Genomic DNA, 20,105 nt, shown 5'->3' on the forward strand with positions numbered 1-20,105 from the left:
ACGCTTATGAAGCAAAACTATTCTAAAATTTTCTTATTTTTAAAACCAGGCCTACTCCTGGCTGTCTTTTTGTTTTTTGGAATTAGTGCTCAGAGTCAAACAATTATAAATGTAGATCCTGGTGAAATTAGCTATTGCCAAGGTAAAACTTTAGATTTCCAATTTACCGTAAGAAATGGTGGAGGTGGAAGTGTTGGATTTGATACTGAGTCAGTTTATACCTTACAAATTGGTTATACAACTCGAAGTGGTAATAATCTTATTTTCACAACTTTAGACGAATTTAATTTTACCAATAAACAAGGTCCTGCAAAAGTGGCCTTTGAACAACAATTAATTCAACATTCAATAAATATTAGAGCTGATCTTCCTATTAGATCCGATTATCAGTTACTTATATCTTCTACCAATCCTAATGTACCTATTTCAATAGAGAGTTTATCAGCTGATAAATTTCAAATTTTAGCAAATAGTAATATACAATATCAAGAATCTGATATAGGGCAAAATAGTTGGATTGGTCATGTGTACGACGGAACAAATCAAAATAGAACTTTCACTCAGAATTTCACTAATTACATAGGAGGTTACCCAGAGTCTTTGAGTTTCGATCAAAATTTTGGAGGCAATACCACCTTCTTTAATATAGGTAATGGTGCTTGCGTAGATCAAGTTCAAACTGAAACCTTTTCGGTTCGATATAGAATGTTATCTTCCCTTAAAGGGCTGTATTATGCTAATATTGGTTCTGATGATGGTACTCGTTTGAACGTCGATGGAAACTTGATATATGATGATTGGAATAATCATGCCTATAGGAATCAGGATATAGTTTTAAATCTATCTGGGAATAGCACTTTAACTTTAGAATATTTTGAGAATTCTGGTGGTAACAGAGTGAGTTTTGGAACACCTATCAAAATAATTGAGAATAAGCTCTCTACTAACATTAGTCAAACCATTAATTCTAGTAACAATCCTCGAGTTATATCTGGAGATAGTTTTAATAATTTGCCTTCAGGAATTAGTACAAGTGGAACAGGATATCAATGGGTGTATAGTAATTCAATAAATGGTGCCACTACTACAATACAGGGAGCTACTCAGGCAACTTACACACCAAATATAAATGTAGCTCCATTTAATACGGCTGGCACATATTATATATATAGAATTGCAAGCTTAATTGGTAATAACAGAGGCCAAAATAATTATAGCACTTCTTTAAAATCTAATCCAGCAACTATTTTAGTAGAAGAGCAAATTCTTATAACAGGGCAACCTCAAAACACCATTTCCTGTTCTAAGGATCAAGTTACACTAAATGTAACAGCTCAGGGCCAGGGATTAAGCTATCAATGGCAAAGGAATGATGGAGGAAATTCAAATAATTTCTTTTCTATTTCTAATGGAACAGATTTTTCAGGTACTACTACTCCAACGCTAAAAATAAATGCTGCAACTTGGATGAACAATTTTAGATTTAGAGTTGTTATAACTAATTCTATTGGGGTATCTAAAACATCAAGTGCCGCTTTATTAACTGTTAACCAAAGTCCCCAGGGAATAAATGCTCAGCCTACCAATAAAGTAGTATGTGTTGGGAACAATATTTTCTTCCAAACTTACACTTCTAATGATTCTAGACAATGGCAGGTAAGTAATGATAATGGTAGTAACTGGACTAGCTTAACAAATAACCAAAATTACAGCGGAGTTAATTCAGAACGTTTAACTATTACTAGTGCTCTGGCAAGTTTTAATAACAATCTTTATAGAATAGCTGTTTCCAATCAAAGTTGTACTGTATATTCAAATGCTGCCAAACTACAGGTAGATTTGGATCCTATAACTGTTCAACCAAAAGATGTAACCGCTAATTTTGGAGATAATGCAATTATTGAAGCTGGAGTAACTGGAAATAATCTTTCCTTCCAATGGCAAACTTTTAGCTCTAATTGGTATGATATTGGAAATGATGAAAATTACGGAGGAACAAACACAAAGAGGTTAGAACTAAAAACTGTTGGTTACTTCCCTGTTGATGGTTCAAGATATAGATTGTTTGTGACTAATAGCAATGGTTGTGTATCTATTTCTAATGAAGCGGTTTTAAACGTAAATCAAAATAATTGTAATAATAGTCCCACTATTTCATTAAACGCTCCTAGCGTTATTTGTGCTGGAAATGTAAATATTAGCGGTATTCTAACCGGAGTGGCACCTTGGACTATTAGTGGTACGATTAACGGAGCGGCTTTTGAATTAAATTTCAATGATCAAACTTTCAATTTCCCCATTAATCTTAGAGAAACAACTCAAATAAATATTACTAAGATCTCAGATGCTACTAGATGCACAAACACTGCTCCAAATACTTCTATTACTGTTAATGTTATAAATAGCATAGAGAATAACGTTATTATAGGAGATCAGCAGAGTTGCGGTACTTTGCAACCTAAAACTCTAACAGGAGAAAACTTAGGTGCTGGTTATATTTATGGATGGGAAGCTAGTACTACTGGTCCAGATTCCGGATTTATTGCAGCTTCTGGGAAAAATAATGAAGCTAATTATACTCCTGGAGTTACAACAGTAACAACATGGTATCGTAGAAAGGTAAATGTTCAAAACTGCAATTCAAATATTTCAAATTCGGTTAAAATTACCATTGATCAGGAAATCTTAGATAATAATATCTCATATTTTAATGGAACCTCCGGACAAGTAAAAGGTACCGTTGCAGAAAATGGAATTTTAAATCTAAAAGCACCTGGTAGTGCTGTATTTACTTATGTGAATTTTGCAAGCTACGGTACTCCTCAAATTGAGAACGGAAATTTTAAAATTGATAATTCCTGCCACGCTGTAAACAGTAGAGCAATATCAGAATCTCTAATTTTTGGGGAAAATGGGGTTGAAATAGCCGCAAGTAATAATTCTTTCACAGACCCATGTGTTGGAACAGTCAAAAGCCTATCTATTTTAGCTACCTATTCAGAAGCATTTTGCCAAGGTACTGAAGATGGTTTAATAACAGGTTCTGAAGTTAAAGGCGCTAGTGTCTCCTACAAATGGCAAATTAGCACACAAGGGCCATCAGGGACTTTTGCTGATGCTCCAGGAGTAAATAATCTAAAGAATTATAATCTAGAAACTTTGGTTCAAGATATTTGGGTAAAACGTATCGTTAATTCTGGATCTTGTAGTAGTAACTCTCCAGTATTATATATACCAGTTATTGAAGAAAACACTTGGACAGGAACGGCAAATTCAGATTGGAATAACACTGCAAATTGGAGTTGCAATTTACTACCAACACTTAAAACTGATGTTAGAATCCCTGAAGATCTGGTCTCTAATAATTATCCTGTGGTTTCATCAGGAGCAAATGCACTTGCCAAGAGCTTATTTATTGAAAGTAATGCAAGTATAGAAGTAACTAATAACTGGTTAAGGATTGCCGGAACTTTAAAAAATTCTGGGAGCTTAATTGCTGAATCAGGTAGTATTTCTTTTGAAGGGAATTCAGCTCAGATCATTCCGATTGCCGCTTTTAAGAATAATAGAATTGAAAATCTAAGAATTAGTAATACATCTGGAGTTACTTCAGAAGCAATTATTGAAATAACAGGTATCTTAAAAGTAGAAGTAGGAAATTTTAATGCTGGGAATCTAGTTTCCTTAATTTCTAATAAAGACAAAACTGCACTTATAGACGGAAGTGGTTCTGGTGAGGTAGTAGGATCTATTAAAATGCAACGATATCTCGATAAAGCTTTTGGTTATAAATATTTTAGTACGCCCTTCAAAAATTCTGTAGTTGGAGATTTTTCTCCTTATATGGATTTCAAAGACCCAAGCAGTAATTTCCCTAACTTCTATCGTTATAATGAAAATAGAAATATCAATATTAATAATGTTGTTAGAGATGCTACAGGATGGGAAGATTATTCTACCATATCAAATAGTTTAAATGTAGCTGAAGGTTATGCTTTAAATTTTGGAACTAATACTTCGGCACAAACAATAGAATTAAGTGGTGTAGTTAACAATGGCGTAATTCCTACTCTTACTTTAGAAAACAATCACAGGGATTATACTAAAGGATTTCATTTAGTTGGAAATCCATACCCTTCTCCTATAGATTGGCTAGCATCTAATGGATGGACAAAGACTAATATAGATAATGGAATCTACTTCTTCACTGCAAGTGATACAAGTCAATATACCGGTACCTATACCGCATACGTTAATGATATTTCTACAGGAGATCCTGTAGTAAGTAACGTTTCTCCTAACATTATACCTTCTATGCAGGGCTTCTTTATCAAGGTTAGCGATTCTGATAGTAAGGATTTGGTAGTTGGTAATTTTGGTATGAATAACAATGTTCGTGTTAATGATTTTGATCAGCAATTCTACAAGTCGGCAATAAATAATACCAAACCTATTATTCGCTTAGAAGCAGGTTTTAGAAAGTCTGCAACTAAAGATCCATTAGTATTATATTTTTCACCATATGCATCTCGTAATTTTGAGAAAGAATTAGATGCATATAAATTGATGAATACAGATCCTTACGTTCCGAGTTTCTATACTATTACGGAAGATAAAAAAGATCTAGCCATAAATGCGATCCAACCGCCAATTGGAAACGATTACTCAAAAATTCCTTTAGGGATAAAAGCTGAAATAGCCGGTGAGATGTCTATTCATTTATCTTCAATAGAAAATCTAGCTTCAGATTTCAATATCTATCTAATAGATCTTGACAAGAAAAAGGTTCAAAATTTAAGAGAAAATGATACCTACACATTTATGATGTCTGCGGGAATTATAAATACTAGATTTGAACTTATGTTCTCTGAAGAAATTATGACCAGCCGTGCCATTGCTTTTGATGAACCTTTTGACATCAAGATTGAAGATGGTGAAGTTAATGTGCAATTAAATTTGAAAGATCAGGAAAAAGGAATCTTGAGAGCTAGTACAATTGCAGGGCAAATGCTTCAGATTAAAGAAGGATACGGTAAAGAAAAAGTTGTATTTGAAGGTATTACCAGTAATGGTGTATACATTATAAATCTTCAAGTGGGTGATGCCTTTTATGCTAAGAAGATCATTATTAATAGATAATTCTAAATTATGCAAAATAGTAGCTTTTATAAGAAGATATTCTGTTCGATGTTTTGCATAATTTCCTTTATAGAAATTAATGCCCAAGAGCAACCTCCTATTCCAGTGCAAGTTGAAGTTAGAACGTCTAGAAATTTGAACTTTGGAACATTCACCGTTGGAAATTCTGGTGGGAATGTTAGTGTAAGCTATGATGATCAAAGAACAGTAGATGGAGACATATTCGAACTTAATTTTGGTCAGCCAGTATCTGCAGCATTATTTGACATTTATGCGAATCCCGGAACCATTATTCAAATAGAAGATATGGGAGTATACAAATTAAAAAATGAAGATACGGGAATATTGATAGATCTAGAAATTAATAGTTTTAGTACTGGCCAAAGAACTTTTATTACTCAAGCCCAGAATGCACAAATACCTAATGAAGTTTTTGTAGGAGGAACGCTAAGAATTCCTGCAGATAACTCCTCTAATCTTCCAGGCAGATATAACGGAACCTTTACCCTTAATTTTATTCATCAATAGAAAGTACCCCCTAATTTAATGCTTAAATCATACTGTTATTTTTTAACTGGATTTCGCTTAAATCTATTTTTAGTAGTAATACTTAGCATTCTATTAAATTCTTCTTCCTTCGCTCAGGAGGATATTCCTGATTATGATGAATTGGGCGTAGAAATGAATATTCCAGATTTAGGAGTGTATGAGATTTTAATTGCCATCAAAGGTCAGGATGCATATATTCCAATTTCAGATCTATTTGATCTATTAAAAATAAAGAATGAAGAAACTACCAAGGGTGTAGAAGGTTTTATAATACATCCAGATTCTACTTACATTATAAACCCTAAAGCAAACTTAATTGAGTATAAAAATAAAACTTTTGAATTAAAGCCTGTAGATTTTATTCAGTCCCAATCTACCCTTTATCTAAGATCTAATCTGTATGGTGAGATCTTTGGCTTAAATACCAATTTCTCTTTTAGGAGTCTTTCCATTAAACTTGATACAGAAAAGGATCTTCCTGTTATAAAGGCAATGCGATTATTAAAGTTACGAGATAATTTAGACAGGGTACAAGGAATTACGGTACCAGATACCATCATTAGTAGAAATTATCCGTTTTTTAAAGCCGGTTCTCTAGATTGGGGTTTAGTGAATACCAAGCAAAGTGCTTACAGGAGTGATACCAGGCTTTCTCTTGGTCTTGGTACTATGTTTCTAGGAGGAGAAACCAATCTTTTACTAAACTACTCCACTCAGGTTCCTTTTAATTCTCGAAACCAATTCTACCAATGGCGATTTGTAAATAATGACAGTAAATTTTTTAAACAAATTACCGCTGGCCGAATCTTCACTCAGGCTACATCCTCTCTATTTGCGCCAGTTAGTGGTGTGCAGATAACTAATAGTCCTTTTCAAAATAGAAGATCTTTTGGTACTTATATTTTAAGCGACTATACAGATGCAAGGTGGACCGTAGAACTTTATGTGAATAATGTTCTTGTAAGTTTCACAAAAGCAGACGATTCTGGCTTTTATACATTTGATGTGCCTCTTATGTATGGAAATACTGCAGTTCGATTAAAATTCTACGGTCCGTATGGTGAAGAGCGAATTGAAGAAAGATTGATCAATATTCCATATAATTTTGTTCCTAAGAATGAATTAGAATATACCTTAAGTGCCGGAATCGTTGAGAACGAAACTTTAAATAGATTTTCTCGTTTAAACTTTAATTACGGATTAGGTAACTCCATGACCATTGGAGGAGGTGCAGAATACTATAGTGGAATTATAAGTGCAGAGGTGATGCCATTTATTAATACTTCTATTAGACTTGCTTCCAATCTACTATTTACTGGAGAATATATGTATGGTGTTAAAGGAGAAGCCTTTTTAAGTTACCGCACTCCCAAAAATCTTCAGATCGATTTTAATTACATTAAGTATGATGAAAACCAAACCGCTATCAATTTTAATTATTTAGAAGAAAGAAAGATCAGTTTTTCAGCACCTATTCGATCTAAGAATATCTCTTTATTCAGTAGATTTAGTATAAATCAGATCATCATGCCCACTACAGAATTTACAACCGCACAGCTATTACTATCTGGAGTTATTATGGGTGTAAGTACTAATTTAACCACTTATGGTATCTATAACGATAGAACTAAAGAACCAACTATTTATTCTGCACTTTCTCAAAGTTACAGACTGCCTTATAATTTTTTATTTTCTCCTCGAATTCAATATGACTTTAGTAGAAGTCAGTTTAATAATATAAATTTAGAAATTGAACGAAGTGTTTTTAACAAAGGTTTTATCAATTTAGCCTATGAAAACAATCTTCTTAGAAATGCCCATATATTTGAAGTTGGTATAAGATATGCCTTCGATTTTGCACAAACTTCTGCTACGGCAAGACTAAGTAATCTTAACACCTCCTTTGTTCAATCTGCACGTGGTAGTTTAATGTTAGATGATAATGATGGATATGTACTTGCTAATAATCGCTCTGCAATGTCTAAAGCAGCACTTACTCTTATTCCATTTTTAGATTACAACGGAAATGGTTTAAAGGATGCAATGGAACCAGGTGTTAGAGGAGTTCAATTAAAAAATAGTACAGGTAGAACTACTTATAATAAGGATGAAACCGTGATAAGAATTACCGAGCTTCAACCCTATATTAATATAATTTTAGAGGTAGACCCTAACAGTCTTGATAATATTGCCTGGAAAGTAAAGCATGAAAAGATCGCAATTCAAACTTTGCCTAATCAATTTCAACAAATTGAAGTACCAATAGATGTTCTTGGGGAAGTAGCGGGAATGGTATATTTTAAAGAAAACAAAAGTATTAAAGGTCTGGGAAGAATCTTAGTGAACATACTTAATAGTAAGGGTGAAATTGTAGCTGAAGTTTTATCAGAAGGTGATGGTTATTTTACTTATTTAGGGCTTAAACCAGGAACATATACCGCTCAAATAAATAAAGATCAGTTAAACACGTTGAACTATTCTGTTAAAGCTGAAAATGCAAACTTTGAAATTGAAGTTTCTGAATATGGAGATATTAAAGATGATCTTGAATTTACGCTACAAAGTCGAAATCAGGAATAGGAAATATCTAAGATTTCAATTTGTTGATTTTTGCCACCTATAAAAACTACGGTACTATCTCCTACTTTTTTCCCTGTAAGGCCTCTACTTATTGGAGCTACGAATGCTATTTTATTTTGTTTTATATCCGCTTCATCCACACCAACAAGTTGAAATTTTTGTGCGGGTTTGCCTTCTAATTTAAAAGTTACTGTGGCTCCAAAACGCACTTCATCTTGCGCCTGCTCTTCTAATTGTAAAATCCGAGATGAAACAATTCTCTCGTTCAATAAATTTAAAGACCCGGTTAGAATAGCTCTTTGGTGGCGCTTTTCTTTTTCATCTTCAATATCAAGGTGAGATAATTTATTTTCAATAGAATCTCGCTCGTTTAATAATTTTTGATAACCATTTGGGGTTACATAATTTATTTCTCCCGCAGGCAATGCGGCTCTTGGAGGAATAAATGGTGCTTCTTCCTGATCATCTTCTTTTACAAATCCTCTACTCATATATTTCTAATTCTTAAATTTGGATAAACTTTAAATTACCCAAAAATTATATGGCAAACGGTGCTATTAAGAATACTTTATAAAATTATTTATAGTTGAATTATCTAATTCTGGAATTTTAGACTTTTCTAATACGCTAGAGCATAATAAAAGGTTAAAAAAAATAATTCGACAAAGGATTAATTGAAATCTTGTAAATTAGGAACGAGAAAAACATGGTTTAGATAGTGATATAAAATCCACATTTTTCGCGAATTAATTTATTAGCTTCAAACTAAATACCCCATGGCATTAAATTTTCTTAAAGGTTTTAATAAGACAAATATTGTCTCTCAAACCTATGACCATTGTATTGAAATTTTAGAAAATAGCCGTTGTAAACATTTGCCATTTCATAGTGTTCAACACACAAAGGAGGTTTACAAATATGTAAAGACAATAGGTAACTATGAGGAAGTATTTGGTTCAGAATTAGAGCCAATTCTTATAGCTGCGTTATTTCATGATACCGGAATGGCAGAAACCTATTTAGATCATGAGGATAAAAGCGTGGAATATGCTTTGGATTATCTTCAAAAACATGACTATCCAGAGGCTAAATTGAAGATAGTAATCAATTGTATTCTTGCTACCAAGATTCCTCAAAATCCTAAAACACAAGCGGAAAAGATTATTTGTGATGCAGATCTATATCATTTAGGAATAGAAAGTTATATTTTTAGAAATGAGCGTTTAAGAGCAGAATGGGAACAATTCTTTGATAGGTCTTATACAGATGAAGAATGGTTTGCTTTAAATTTAGACTTTTTAGAGAAGCAGAAATATCACACTTGGTTTGGAAAAACAGTTTTGATGAATAGAAAAAATCTTAACTGTGAAATGCTTAAAGAACGTCACAAGAAATACAAATTTGAATCTCAATAGTAAAGCCTTCTATTTTTTATCTTTTCATTTATTAGACATGTATAACTAGATTCCTCAAATTTCAGGTATTTTTGAAAAAATTAAATACATGAATACTCTTTTGGTGATTGGTTATGTTTGGCCAGAACCTAACTCCTCTGCGGCAGGAAGCAGAATGATGCAATTATTGCAATTCTTTCTTTCCCAAAATTATAAGATCACTTTTGCTACTACTGCTGCAGAAACGGTACATATGGCAGATCTTGGGGAACTAGGCATCGAAAGTGTTACAATAGCCCTTAATAACGCTAGCTTCGATAGCTTTATTAAAAAATTGAATCCCAATATAGTTCTCTTTGATAGGTTTATGATGGAAGAACAATTTGGATGGCGCGTTAGTAATGAGTGTCCAAATGCTTTAAAGATATTAGATACCGAAGATCTTCATTTCTTACGAAATCTAAGGGAACTTGAATTTAAAAATCAACTTTCTACAACCACTTTTCTTTCTGACCTTGCTAAAAGAGAACTAGCTAGTATTTATAGGTGTGACCTATCATTAATAATTTCTGAAAAAGAGTTGCAACTCCTTGTTGAAGATTACAATATTCCCGCATCCCTCCTATTTTATTTACCTTTTTTGCTAGAACCATCTAATGCGGTTGATCTACCAGAATATGAAGAAAGAAAACACTTTGTAAGTATTGGTAATTTTAGACATCAACCAAATTTTAATGCTGTTCTATATTTAAAGGAAGAGATATGGCCATTGATCATGAAAAAACTTCCAAAAGCTGAAATGCATATCTATGGTTCTTATCCTTCCCAGAAGGTTACACAACTTCAAAATATAAAAGATAGGTTCTATATTAAAGGATGGGCCCAAGATTCACGTAAGGTGGTTTCTAATGCTAAAGTTAGTCTAGCAGCATTAAGATTTGGAGCCGGATTAAAAGGTAAACTAGTAGAAACAATGCAATGTGGAACACCATCTATAACCACAAGTGTGGGGGCCGAGGGAATTAACGATAACTTGCCTTGGAATGGTTTTATAAAGAATTCTCCAGAAGCTTTTGCAGATACTGCTATAACCTTATATACGGAAAAAGATATTTGGTATGATGCGCAACAAAAAGGTTTTGAAATCCTGAACATAAGATTTTCTAAAACTGAACATACGTTACGATTTGCAGATAGATTGAAATATGGTATTGAACATCTAGAAGCTGAAAGGCATAATAATATATTCGGGCAGATCTTAGATCATCATTTACTAAAAAGTACCTATTACTTATCTAAATATATAGAAACAAAAAATAAGTTAGAGTCTACACAAAATAAATGATCACCCAAATGAGGGTGATCATTAAAAACAACAAATAAACAAACATCTTAAGCAAATCGATCTTAAAATAGAACTGGTTCGTTTCTATTTTCAAATAATTTAATATGTAGTTCCTGTAGGGTTCTAATCTTATTTTGAGTAGATACTAGCAATGAGACATTATTAATACTTCCTCCGTAAGAGATCATTCGCACCGGTATATCTTTCAGAATTTCAAAAAGATTGGCGGTGTTTTTCTCATCTATTAAACCTTCTCCTACAATACAAATAATACTATGATCTGTTTCTACGGTTATCTCACCATAACTTTCAAGATCATTTAGAATTGCATCTAGATTTCTGGTATCATCTATAGTTAAACTAATTGCTATTTCAGAAGTAGTAATCATATCTATAGCGGTTTCGTGAAGATCAAAAACTTCAAAGATCTTTCTTAAAAATCCATGTGCCATCAACATTCTATTAGATTTAATTTTAATGGCGGTAATGCCATCCTTGGCAGAAATTGCTTTTAATCCGTGAGAAGTGACTTCTGATGAGATTCTTGTTCCATCTTCCTCCGGAGTAAAAGTATTTTTTAAATATATTGGAATATTTTTTTCAATAACAGGAGAAACTGTTTGTGGGTGTAAGATCTTAGCGCCAAAGTATGCAAGTTCTGCAGCTTCTTCAAAACTGAGCTCTTTTATAGCATGAGTGTTCTCCACATATCTGGGATCGTTATTATGGAAACCATTAATATCTGTCCATATTTGAATTTCGGTAGCATTTATGGCTGCCCCTAAAATTGTAGCAGAAAAGTCGCTTCCTCCTCTTTTTAAAGTACTTATCTTATTGAATTTATCTATTCTAACAAAACCTTGAGTAATATACAAGGCATCTGAAGATGTATTTTTAAGTAATGGTTTTAAAAGCCTACCAACCTTTTCTGTATCAGGGAATTCTAAGTTTGCAACAACCATGAATTTTTTGGCATCTAATAAAGTATTTTGGAAATCAATAAATTCTAAATACTTAGAAAATATCATTGTTAAAATGGTTTCTCCAAAAGTGAGAATTTTAGCTTCTGCAATTTCAGAATAATCCCTTTTCAAAATTTCTTCTAAAATAGTAAAATGGGTATTTAAATCTGTTTTAGTGTTTTCATTATTTTCTGAAGAACTAATAAGTTCATCGAGCAAATTCTCATGCTTTATTTTTAACTCATTAATTATAATATGGAACTGATCTGAATTCCCATCTTTGAAAAATAAACATAATTCTACAAGTTTGTTAGTCACTCCGCTCATAGCAGAGAGCACTACAATCTTCTCTCCTTCAATAGAACTAATAATACTACTAACATTCTTGATACTGGTAGCAGATCCAACAGAAGTTCCTCCAAATTTTAATATTTTCATCTTCATTTAATTATAATGCATAGGTACTCAAATCTTAAATTTCAGTAAAAAACCAAATAGAATTTATATACATTTGCACAAAATGTATATTATTTAACAATGAATACCATTACCTCTTGCGTTCATAATATGTTAAGGCATCAGCCATTCTTAGATGACGCTATTTCCAAAGACCTTATAAACTATAGTTCTCTAGCAGCTTATTTGCAACCAGAAATAGAAAAAGAACTCAGAAAAACTGTTAAGCAAGGTTCTATAATTATGGCGTTGAGACGTTATGCGCCTCAGCGAAATTTAAGTAAGCAAAACAATCTTCGTGAAATGGGAGATATTGTAGTTAGGTCTGGTATAACAGAATATACCTACCTCAACTCTAATACAATTCTGGCTAGCCAAGCAGAGTTATTAAATATTGTAAAGGATCAAATAGGTATTTACTTTAACTATTCCAGCAATTATAGGGAAAGCAATATATTGGTTTCAGGAGAATTGAATGAAACCGTTCAGAATTGTTTTAAAAATGAAAATCTAGTCACTGTAAAAAGTGAATTATCTAGTATTACTATAGAATTACCAAAAAATAGTGCGAAGTCTGTAGGTTTATATTTCTATATTTTTAAATTACTAGCATATGAAGGTATACCTGTTTTTGAAATGATCTCTACATCTAATTATTTTGCTTTGTTCTTAGAAAAGGAATATGTGAACAATGCCTTTTTACTTCTAAATGAAATTAAGATCTCATAAAAAAATTACCATAGATCTACCGAGATCCCTAGTAAATAGGTTAGACTAAATGCGATGATTAGTAACATGACAATAATGGTCTGTTTCAATCCTGAGGGTTTCTCTAAGTGCGTTTCCATAAAATATCAGCTTTAGGTTAAATCAATTTATATGAATTAGAATTGGAAAATTCCAACCTATTAAATTTAATGATTTTCTAATGTCAAAATTAAAAGCATCAATAAATTAACACAGATTTGAGAATTAATATTTTCCTAAAATTGAGTTAGGAAATCTTGAAAGAAACTACTTTTATTTCACTAACCAAAAGATGAATATCAAATGAAAACTTTATTGAGAGCATTACTTGCAGGCTGGGGTGCTAAAAAATTTGGCGGAGGCTGTGGATGTGTAGGAATAATTGTTGTTTTTATCCTATTGTGGATAGTTTTAGGTTATCTGGGTTTGAAATAATTGATTTTAGAATTTAATTATATTCACTAACCAACTTATTCCACTTAACAGTTTTAAGGGTACTTATCAATAAGGGATCTATAATCTTTACCAACTTAGATCCCTTAGGGAAAGTATAACTGTAATAATCTTTCTTTAAGTTTTTTTCAAGTATTTCTAACTTATCGCCTAGGTTTCTTTTGGAAATCTCATAAGTCAAAATTGGCTTATCATATACAAACACATTTGCTTTTTTGGATATCAATGCATCTATACCTTCTTTTTGATTAAAAACAACGTCATTCTGAATACCATAAAGCTCTAATAATTCCTGAGCACTAGAACTACCAACGGTAATAACATTAAATCTATCTAGATCATTTACTTCTGTGATCTCATTATTCATATTTTTCACGGTAAGTGAAGAAGCAATTCCTGCAGTTAAGCTCGAGATCATTATTATAGCTAGAAACATCCATATAAGTCCGATAATTCTTCCCCCTAAAGTTCTTGGCGATTTATCTCCATAACCAACAGTTGTCATAGTTACTGCACTCCACCAAAACCCCTCCATAATACCTTTAGTGCCATTACCAAATTCTTCTGCGTTATGTTTTCTTTCAAATAACCAGACTAAAAATCCGAAGAAAAAAATCACTCCCAGTAAGATTAGAATTGCTGAAATAAAATTCCAGCTCATTAAATTTTTCAGATAGTTCCAGACCTCAGATTCTTTATGCTTTACAATTCCTGTATGAGATATAAAATAGGGTTGTGAAAATTCTAACTTTTTCATCCTATTATCTGTAACTGTGATAGGATTTATGCTTAGATCTACCTCATTGCTTTCTACAGCTAAGAGCAAATCGCTTAAAGAGGAGTAATATTTATATCTGAAGTTAGCGTCTAGTTCTTTATTCACTAATTCCCAAGATGAAATGCTCAATCCGGAAAATTGATCTCCCGTTTTAATAATAAAAGGTGGAGCTTCGGTTAACCCTATAGTTAAAACCTTTGCTTCATTGCTACTATCAGTTTGCGCGAAAAGTGTAATTAAATTAAATAGTAAAATTGATATGATAAGAGAAGATCTAAAACTTCTTGGCATAATAGAATTATTAATTACGATATGAATTCATTCAAAATTCAAAGATTATTAAAATTATTTGACTTGCTCTTTTCGTCTAAAAAGATCTACGATATTAAAAACAGTGATACAGAAAACTACCCATATAAAACCGGCTATATAACCACCTGCAATATCTGAAGGGTAATGAACTCCTAAATATATTCTACTAATACCTATTGCCACAATAAGAAAACTAAAGAGAAATATTAGGCTATACTTAAGCCAGTTACTTTTGATAAGTACAAAGCTTAGATAGATCATAAATCCATAAAAAGCAATAGCGCTCATGGCATGCCCACTAGGATAGCTAAGGGTTTGTACAGAAACGAGATGTAATGCATCTGGGCGAGCTCTATTAATTACTTGTTTAAGTGCGGAATTTGAAAGAGCGGCCATACCCAATACAATAAGCATTTGTATAACGTAGCGCCAGTTCTTAAATTTTAAATAGAAGAAAAGTGTAAATACAGCAGCTAAGATTAGGTAGCCATAGATATCTCCCACATTAGTGATAAACTGCATAAATTTATTTAGGCTTGGAGTTCTATATGAAATAACATAATTAGTAATAGCACTGTCATAATTAATAATTACTTTACTGGTAAGCTCATCTGTTAATTCTATAAAGATGTTAATTCCAACTACAACTACAATCAGTAAAAAGAAGATTAGCAGAAAGTAAGGCCATTTACTATTCTTCTGATTAAATTTCTTATAAATGAACTCTTGAGAGTTCATGATAAACTCATAAATATATTGTCTCATAAAACGAAATCTCTATTTCTTATTATTAAAAACCGCAAGCTTACTCATTAATTAAATCTTTAACTACTAAATAATGAATTAGCACTTTCTTCCTTCCCCAAATTCTGGCGGAATCTACGTTCTCACCCATATAAATATCTATCTTATTTCTCCATCTATGGTGCATTTTATCCTTAACAAAGTAGATCCCTTGCAAACCATCAATTCTTACCGGTGTATTATATGTCAATCCCTTTTTTATTAGATCTCTAGATACTGCAATAGATCTTTTACCTGGTTTTAAAGTATCTCCAAAAGCTGTAATCAAAGGGTTTCCTACATTAGTAGTTTGATTTGGTAAGGAGTTATATGCACTAGCAGAAACAGAGACTTCCTTCCAATTCATGGCATCATGAATTATAGGATCCTTTTTCTTACAACTTAGGCACAAAACACAAACTACTCCAAGTAAAATAGCTTTATCAACCTGAAAAAATAACTGATATAGAGCTTTAATAGTAGTATTGACGATTTTACCTGACATATTTTCCGACTCTTATTTATATCTATTTCAAGATCAAATTATAAATGCAAAGTACGAAATTCCTTTGTCTAAAGGGGCTAACCGCTTTTTTATCTAGTTATCTGCTTATATTGCAAAGATAAGAAGCGACAATTATTCAAAATTAAACTTTGGCCTGGTTTTAGCACCTTCTATAATAACTAAGTAAAAATTAAGATGTGACTTGCAAAATAATTTGCAGGAGCTATTTTTAAAATTGAAAATATATTATGAGTCAAGTAAAAGCGAACGACACGGTAAAAGTACATTACACAGGAAAACTTGCAGATGGGCAGGTATTTGATAGTTCTGAAGGAAAAGAGCCTATTGAATTTACCCTTGGACAAGGACAATTGATTCCTGGTTTTGAAAAAGGCCTTATCGATATGAAAGTGAACGAGAAGAAAACTGTTACTATTCCGAAAGAAGAAGCTTATGGTGAGCCTCGTGAAGAATTGATCCAAGAAGTTCAAAAAGATCAATTACCAGAAGAGATTAAGCCAGAAGTTGGAATGGGATTAGTTTCTAAAACTCCAGACGGTAGAGAAATGAACTTACTTGTTGCTGAGGTAAAAGATGATACTATTGTTGTAGATGGTAATCACCCATTAGCAGGTAAAGATCTTGTTTTTGATCTTGAAGTTGTAGAGATCAAGTAATTTAAGAATACTAGATTATAGAATAACCCTGAGCTTTCGCTCGGGGTTATTTATTTTAAGACATTTTGAATAGCGTTGAATATACTCTTAGCTATACAAGGATCTATCTTATTTTTACTACTGTATATCTGATTTACTTCGATCTCAATTCCGATATAATTATCAGGAAACTTTGTTCTTAAATGTGTTGTAAAACCATCTGCTGTTCCTAAATATGGATAATTGAATTTTACCCTCAAATTAGGACTTGTAGCAATTAATTCGGTTTTAAGATGCTCGCAAATTTTCTTTTCAATATAAATTGATGGATCAAATAATAAACCCAGATCAGCATTTCTAACTTCACCATTAAAGATAGGGGTGAAAGTATGAATTGATAGATGTAGCAAAGATTCTCCCCTACCTATTAATTCTGCTATACGATTTTCTACTACATTCCTATACGGTAAATAGAAATTCTTAATAATATCTTCTTTTTCTAAATTACTTAGACTTTGGGTGAATTCTGAAAATAAATCAGGTTTTCCTATAGATCTATTAAGTTCTATTAACAATCTGCTAGTTGTACTAGCTATTGAAAAATCTGAAAGTTTTTGAAAGTATTCAAAAAGATCTAAGGCTCCTAGGTCATAACCTCTATGACTATTTAAGACTTCTTCTGCTTTGCTAAATAAATCCACAAATTGCTCCGGAATCTCATTACCCCCGTGCTCGCAGGTTAAGATAAGTTTCAAGGGATGAAAAGTTCATTATTTTGTAAGCAATCTCCAAGTTCAGAATAAATTTCTTTTAAGTGATCTTCGGAAAAATCTTCATTCACAGCTTTTAAAATTCTACTAGATAAACTTCCATTTTTAAGTATAATCTCTATGGTAGCTTGATGTTTCGCTGAAATTTGATCTTTAACTCTTGCATAGATCTTCTTCCAAATATGGCCAGCATTGGAGGTTTCTTTAATATCGAAAATATCTAAATATTTAATATTATCTATTACCCCCTCTTCTGCATTTTTTACTGAAATATTAAAGATAGTTAACAGGTCTTCTTCATGCCATGATTTTTGATCTTTTAAAGTGATCCATTCTTCAGATACTAAAAGTTTTAAAGCTTCCACAATTAAAACAGCTATCGCAATGTCTGCCTTAGGGCATTCTTGAAGGTCTATAACTCTAATTTCTATCGCATTCCTATCAAATCTTGCTATTGCTCCTCTAGAATTTAAGAAGTGATGATCTAGAATGTTTTCAGTATCAAAAGGTTTAATTGCCTTATTAATAGGCTCAAAAATCGTCTTAAAATAATCCTCTCTATTAAAAACTGCTTCCGGAATTAATCTTCCTGTCATCTCTGGGATCTCTTTTTGATTTGTTTTATAAACTTCCATTCGCATATCTCGAATACCTGAATATTGGCCCTCAAAAATTGGCGAACTAGCACTTAAAGCAGGAATTATTGGCATCAAGATCCTAATGGCAGCATGTAATTTTTCAAATTCACTATCATCATAGAAAGGTAAATTTATATGCATGCTCTGTACATTGCTCCAGCCATGACCAGTACAATTAAATATTCTATTATATAGAGAATAGATATCACTGTAGTTATGCTGCCAAAGTTTCATCTCCTCTTTTGGCTGCATTAAGGGGTGAGAAGCTGTAGGCCAAAGCACTGCATTCATGGGTTTTAAAAGCGTATTTATCTCTCCAATATTTTCAGCAAAATAAGTGTCTAAATTCTCAAGATCACTAGTAGGACCATTCGTCTTCAACTCAATAACGTGAGCTACCAATTCATTGCTCCATTCTATAGCACCGTTATCAATATCAGAAGTTAGACTTCCATTTTTGGCGGTGAGTAATTCATCTACTATAGGAGTAATTTTTAAGCTATCGCTATTAACGAGCATATATTCCAATTCAATCCCAAAAACTTCAAATAAGTGATAGCTCATATTATTTCTTTTCTATTCTGTTCTTTAATGCGGTAATAATATCAACATACACCTTATCCCCATAAAACCTATCTTCCACACCAAAATCTATGTTTGGATTATCATTGATCTCTATCACCAGCGGCTTTCCATCTACTTCTTTTACATCTATACCATAAAGCCCCTTCCCCATTAATTTAGCCGACTTAAGCGCTGCCGATAAAATTTTCTTCGGAACTTCTTCTATTGGTAAACAATCTGCATTACCATCTTGATCATCTTTCTTTTCTGCATCCCAGTTATAGATCTGCCAATGTCCTTTAGCCATATAATATCTACAAGCAAAAATTGGCTGGTCATCGAGAATTCCAACCCTCCAGTCATATTCAGAAAATGTAAATTCCTGAGCAATAATGAGATCAGATTTTTTTAACATTGCTCCTACTAGTTCTTCAAACTCTTCAATAGTTTCAGCTTTTTTTACACCAAAGGAAAAAGTAGAGTCTGGAGATTTTAAAACGCAGGGTAGACCTATGTAAGGAATAACCTGGTCTATATTATTCTTGTGAACAATAAGAGTCTTAGGAGTTGGAATATTGGCATTGGTTAAAGCCTCTGCCATATAAACCTTATTACAGCATTTTAAAATAGCATCTGGATAATCTACAATAGCAATTCCTTCTTGCTGAGCTTTTCGCGCAAAAGCATAGGCTTCATTGTTAACCTCTGTACTTTGGCGTATTAATAATGCATCAAATGAGGAAAGTCTGGAAAGATCTTTAGGTAAAATTACTTCGACATAAAAATTCATCTTTTCAGCAATTTCTACAAATTTCTTAATAGCTTTTTGATTGCTAGGTGGGGCAGGATCATTTGGCTGAACCAGAATAGCTAGGTCATAATCTGTGCTATGTGTTTTAGGAGTATCATATCGCTTCTTCGCAAAATATTCTTTTGCAAAAAACTTCATGCTTTCTTTATGATCTTCCGGTATTTCTGATTCTGAAATTGCCTTTACGCTTTTTATATTCCATTTGGTGGTATAATTGAATTTTACCAGTAAGAAGGGAATCTGAAAATGCCTATGAAACATGGCACTAAGCTCTTTGTATTTTTGTGCTACATTTTGACCAAAATAGATACTTAGCGTAAATTCTTTAGACTTTAAGTTCTTCAAACTTGTTTGAATAAGATCATCAAAATCGTCTGAAACTATCTTTACTAATTTTGGCTCTCTTAAATCTACAATGTTCTTTACTGTAGGTATCGCCATATGCCCTCTAGCTTCCGCTAAAAGAGAAACATAATAACCTTTAGATTGATACGAATAATCTTTGGACAGATTGAAAACCCTGGCATTCTTTAATCTTGAAAATTCGGGATTTGTTAAGTAATCTTGGGCGGAGATGATCTTTATATTCTCTACAGAAATATCCCAATTTTCAGGTTGATTAACAACTATATATTTATTCATTAGCCTTGCTAAATTTTATCA

General features: G+C 32.5%; 16 protein-coding genes. 8 read left to right on the top strand and 8 right to left on the bottom strand.

Translation table 11 applies throughout. The features are described 5' to 3' along the window. The first annotated feature begins 6 nt into the window (after positions 1-6). Genes P163_RS14785 through P163_RS14795 form a run of 3 tightly spaced genes read left to right on the top strand, consistent with a single transcriptional unit; the run spans position 7 to position 8,268 of the window. Positions 7-5,139 carry a hypothetical protein gene (locus P163_RS14785; protein WP_034892932.1) on the top strand — a complete coding sequence of 1,711 codons (5,133 nt, stop codon included), beginning with the start codon at positions 7-9 and terminating at the stop codon, positions 5,137-5,139. Between the two features lie 48 nt (positions 5,140-5,187). Continuing rightward, positions 5,188-5,667, top strand: a complete 480-nt coding sequence (locus P163_RS14790) for a DUF4402 domain-containing protein (protein WP_034892935.1) — start codon at positions 5,188-5,190, stop codon at positions 5,665-5,667. Positions 5,668-5,685: 18 nt separating this feature from the next. Beyond that, positions 5,686-8,268, top strand: a complete 2,583-nt coding sequence (locus P163_RS14795) for a hypothetical protein (RefSeq protein WP_034892938.1) — start codon at positions 5,686-5,688, stop codon at positions 8,266-8,268. Here P163_RS14795 and P163_RS14800 read toward each other — a convergent pair. Continuing rightward, the gene (locus P163_RS14800; RefSeq protein ID WP_034892941.1) at positions 8,259-8,759 is read right to left on the bottom strand and encodes a GreA/GreB family elongation factor; all 501 of its coding nucleotides are present in this window, start codon (positions 8,757-8,759) and stop codon (positions 8,259-8,261) included. The genes P163_RS14795 and P163_RS14800 overlap by 10 nt on opposite strands. 285 nt (positions 8,760-9,044) lie before the next feature. Between P163_RS14800 and P163_RS14805 the strand changes: the two genes are divergently transcribed. Continuing rightward, a complete protein-coding gene (locus P163_RS14805) occupies positions 9,045-9,683 on the top strand; it encodes an HD domain-containing protein (protein ID WP_034892944.1) in 639 nt (212 codons plus the stop codon). Positions 9,684-9,771: 88 nt separating this feature from the next. Further along, positions 9,772-11,007, top strand: coding sequence for a glycosyltransferase (locus P163_RS14810; protein WP_034892947.1), 1,236 nt, complete (start codon positions 9,772-9,774; stop codon positions 11,005-11,007). A gap of 62 nt (positions 11,008-11,069) precedes the next feature. On the opposite strand, the gene P163_RS14815 is transcribed toward P163_RS14810, so the two are convergent. Continuing rightward, a complete protein-coding gene (locus P163_RS14815) occupies positions 11,070-12,407 on the bottom strand; it encodes an aspartate kinase (RefSeq protein ID WP_034894457.1) in 1,338 nt (445 codons plus the stop codon). A 99-nt stretch (positions 12,408-12,506) separates the two neighbouring features. On the opposite strand from P163_RS14815, the gene P163_RS14820 reads away from it, so the two are divergent. Further along, positions 12,507-13,154, top strand: a complete 648-nt coding sequence (locus P163_RS14820; RefSeq protein ID WP_034892950.1) for a hypothetical protein — start codon at positions 12,507-12,509, stop codon at positions 13,152-13,154. 321 nt (positions 13,155-13,475) lie between these two features. After that, positions 13,476-13,607: a hypothetical protein gene (locus tag P163_RS18735; RefSeq protein WP_034892953.1), complete on the top strand. Its 132-nt coding sequence runs from the start codon at positions 13,476-13,478 to the stop codon at positions 13,605-13,607. Between the two features lie 13 nt (positions 13,608-13,620). On the opposite strand, the gene P163_RS14830 is transcribed toward P163_RS18735, so the two are convergent. Genes P163_RS14830 through P163_RS14840 form a run of 3 tightly spaced genes read right to left on the bottom strand, consistent with a single transcriptional unit; the run spans position 13,621 to position 16,003 of the window. After that, a complete protein-coding gene (locus tag P163_RS14830) occupies positions 13,621-14,694 on the bottom strand; it encodes a transporter substrate-binding domain-containing protein (protein WP_034892956.1) in 1,074 nt (357 codons plus the stop codon). A 54-nt stretch (positions 14,695-14,748) separates the two neighbouring features. Beyond that, a complete protein-coding gene (locus P163_RS14835; RefSeq protein ID WP_034892959.1) occupies positions 14,749-15,480 on the bottom strand; it encodes a phosphatase PAP2 family protein in 732 nt (243 codons plus the stop codon). Positions 15,481-15,520: 40 nt separating this feature from the next. Next, on the bottom strand, positions 15,521-16,003 hold the full coding sequence (locus tag P163_RS14840; protein ID WP_316930083.1) for a hypothetical protein: 483 nt from the start codon (positions 16,001-16,003) through the stop codon (positions 15,521-15,523). 248 nt (positions 16,004-16,251) lie between these two features. Here P163_RS14840 and P163_RS14845 point away from each other — a divergent pair, with 248 nt between their 5' ends. Continuing rightward, complete coding sequence (locus P163_RS14845; RefSeq protein WP_034892962.1) at positions 16,252-16,680, top strand: peptidylprolyl isomerase; 429 nt, start codon at positions 16,252-16,254, stop codon at positions 16,678-16,680. A 50-nt stretch (positions 16,681-16,730) separates the two neighbouring features. On the opposite strand, the gene P163_RS14850 is transcribed toward P163_RS14845, so the two are convergent. From P163_RS14850 to P163_RS14860, 3 genes are read right to left on the bottom strand one after another with little or no spacing between them, the layout of a single operon-like run. Next, positions 16,731-17,414: an N-formylglutamate amidohydrolase gene (locus P163_RS14850; protein ID WP_034892965.1), complete on the bottom strand. Its 684-nt coding sequence runs from the start codon at positions 17,412-17,414 to the stop codon at positions 16,731-16,733. Further along, positions 17,411-18,631, bottom strand: coding sequence for a glutamate-cysteine ligase family protein (locus P163_RS14855; protein WP_034892969.1), 1,221 nt, complete (start codon positions 18,629-18,631; stop codon positions 17,411-17,413). Before P163_RS14855 ends, P163_RS14850 begins: the two co-directional genes overlap by 4 nt. Before the next feature lies 1 nt (position 18,632). Continuing rightward, positions 18,633-20,084 carry a RimK family protein gene (locus tag P163_RS14860; RefSeq protein WP_034892972.1) on the bottom strand — a complete coding sequence of 484 codons (1,452 nt, stop codon included), beginning with the start codon at positions 20,082-20,084 and terminating at the stop codon, positions 18,633-18,635. Positions 20,085-20,105: the final 21 nt, after the last annotated feature.

Source organism: Gillisia sp. Hel_I_29 (genome assembly GCF_000744275.1).
In the GTDB taxonomy this organism is placed as follows: domain Bacteria; phylum Bacteroidota; class Bacteroidia; order Flavobacteriales; family Flavobacteriaceae; genus Gillisia.

Excerpts from the sequence above, each read along its gene's own strand:
- P163_RS14785 (WP_034892932.1), top strand. The coding sequence starts at position 7 with ATGAAGCAAAACTATTCTAAAATTTTCTTATTTTTAAAACCAGGCCTA.
- P163_RS14790 (WP_034892935.1), top strand. The coding sequence starts at position 5,188 with ATGTTTTGCATAATTTCCTTTATAGAAATTAATGCCCAAGAGCAACCT.
- P163_RS14795 (WP_034892938.1), top strand. The coding sequence starts at position 5,686 with ATGCTTAAATCATACTGTTATTTTTTAACTGGATTTCGCTTAAATCTA.
- P163_RS14800 (WP_034892941.1), bottom strand. The coding sequence starts at position 8,759 with ATGAGTAGAGGATTTGTAAAAGAAGATGATCAGGAAGAAGCACCATTT.
- P163_RS14805 (WP_034892944.1), top strand. The coding sequence starts at position 9,045 with ATGGCATTAAATTTTCTTAAAGGTTTTAATAAGACAAATATTGTCTCT.
- P163_RS14810 (WP_034892947.1), top strand. The coding sequence starts at position 9,772 with ATGAATACTCTTTTGGTGATTGGTTATGTTTGGCCAGAACCTAACTCC.
- P163_RS14815 (WP_034894457.1), bottom strand. The coding sequence starts at position 12,407 with ATGAAAATATTAAAATTTGGAGGAACTTCTGTTGGATCTGCTACCAGT.
- P163_RS14820 (WP_034892950.1), top strand. The coding sequence starts at position 12,507 with ATGAATACCATTACCTCTTGCGTTCATAATATGTTAAGGCATCAGCCA.
- P163_RS18735 (WP_034892953.1), top strand. The coding sequence starts at position 13,476 with ATGAAAACTTTATTGAGAGCATTACTTGCAGGCTGGGGTGCTAAAAAA.
- P163_RS14830 (WP_034892956.1), bottom strand. The coding sequence starts at position 14,694 with ATGCCAAGAAGTTTTAGATCTTCTCTTATCATATCAATTTTACTATTT.
- P163_RS14835 (WP_034892959.1), bottom strand. The coding sequence starts at position 15,480 with ATGAGACAATATATTTATGAGTTTATCATGAACTCTCAAGAGTTCATT.
- P163_RS14840 (WP_316930083.1), bottom strand. The coding sequence starts at position 16,003 with ATGTCAGGTAAAATCGTCAATACTACTATTAAAGCTCTATATCAGTTA.
- P163_RS14845 (WP_034892962.1), top strand. The coding sequence starts at position 16,252 with ATGAGTCAAGTAAAAGCGAACGACACGGTAAAAGTACATTACACAGGA.
- P163_RS14855 (WP_034892969.1), bottom strand. The coding sequence starts at position 18,631 with ATGAGCTATCACTTATTTGAAGTTTTTGGGATTGAATTGGAATATATG.
- P163_RS14860 (WP_034892972.1), bottom strand. The coding sequence starts at position 20,084 with ATGAATAAATATATAGTTGTTAATCAACCTGAAAATTGGGATATTTCT.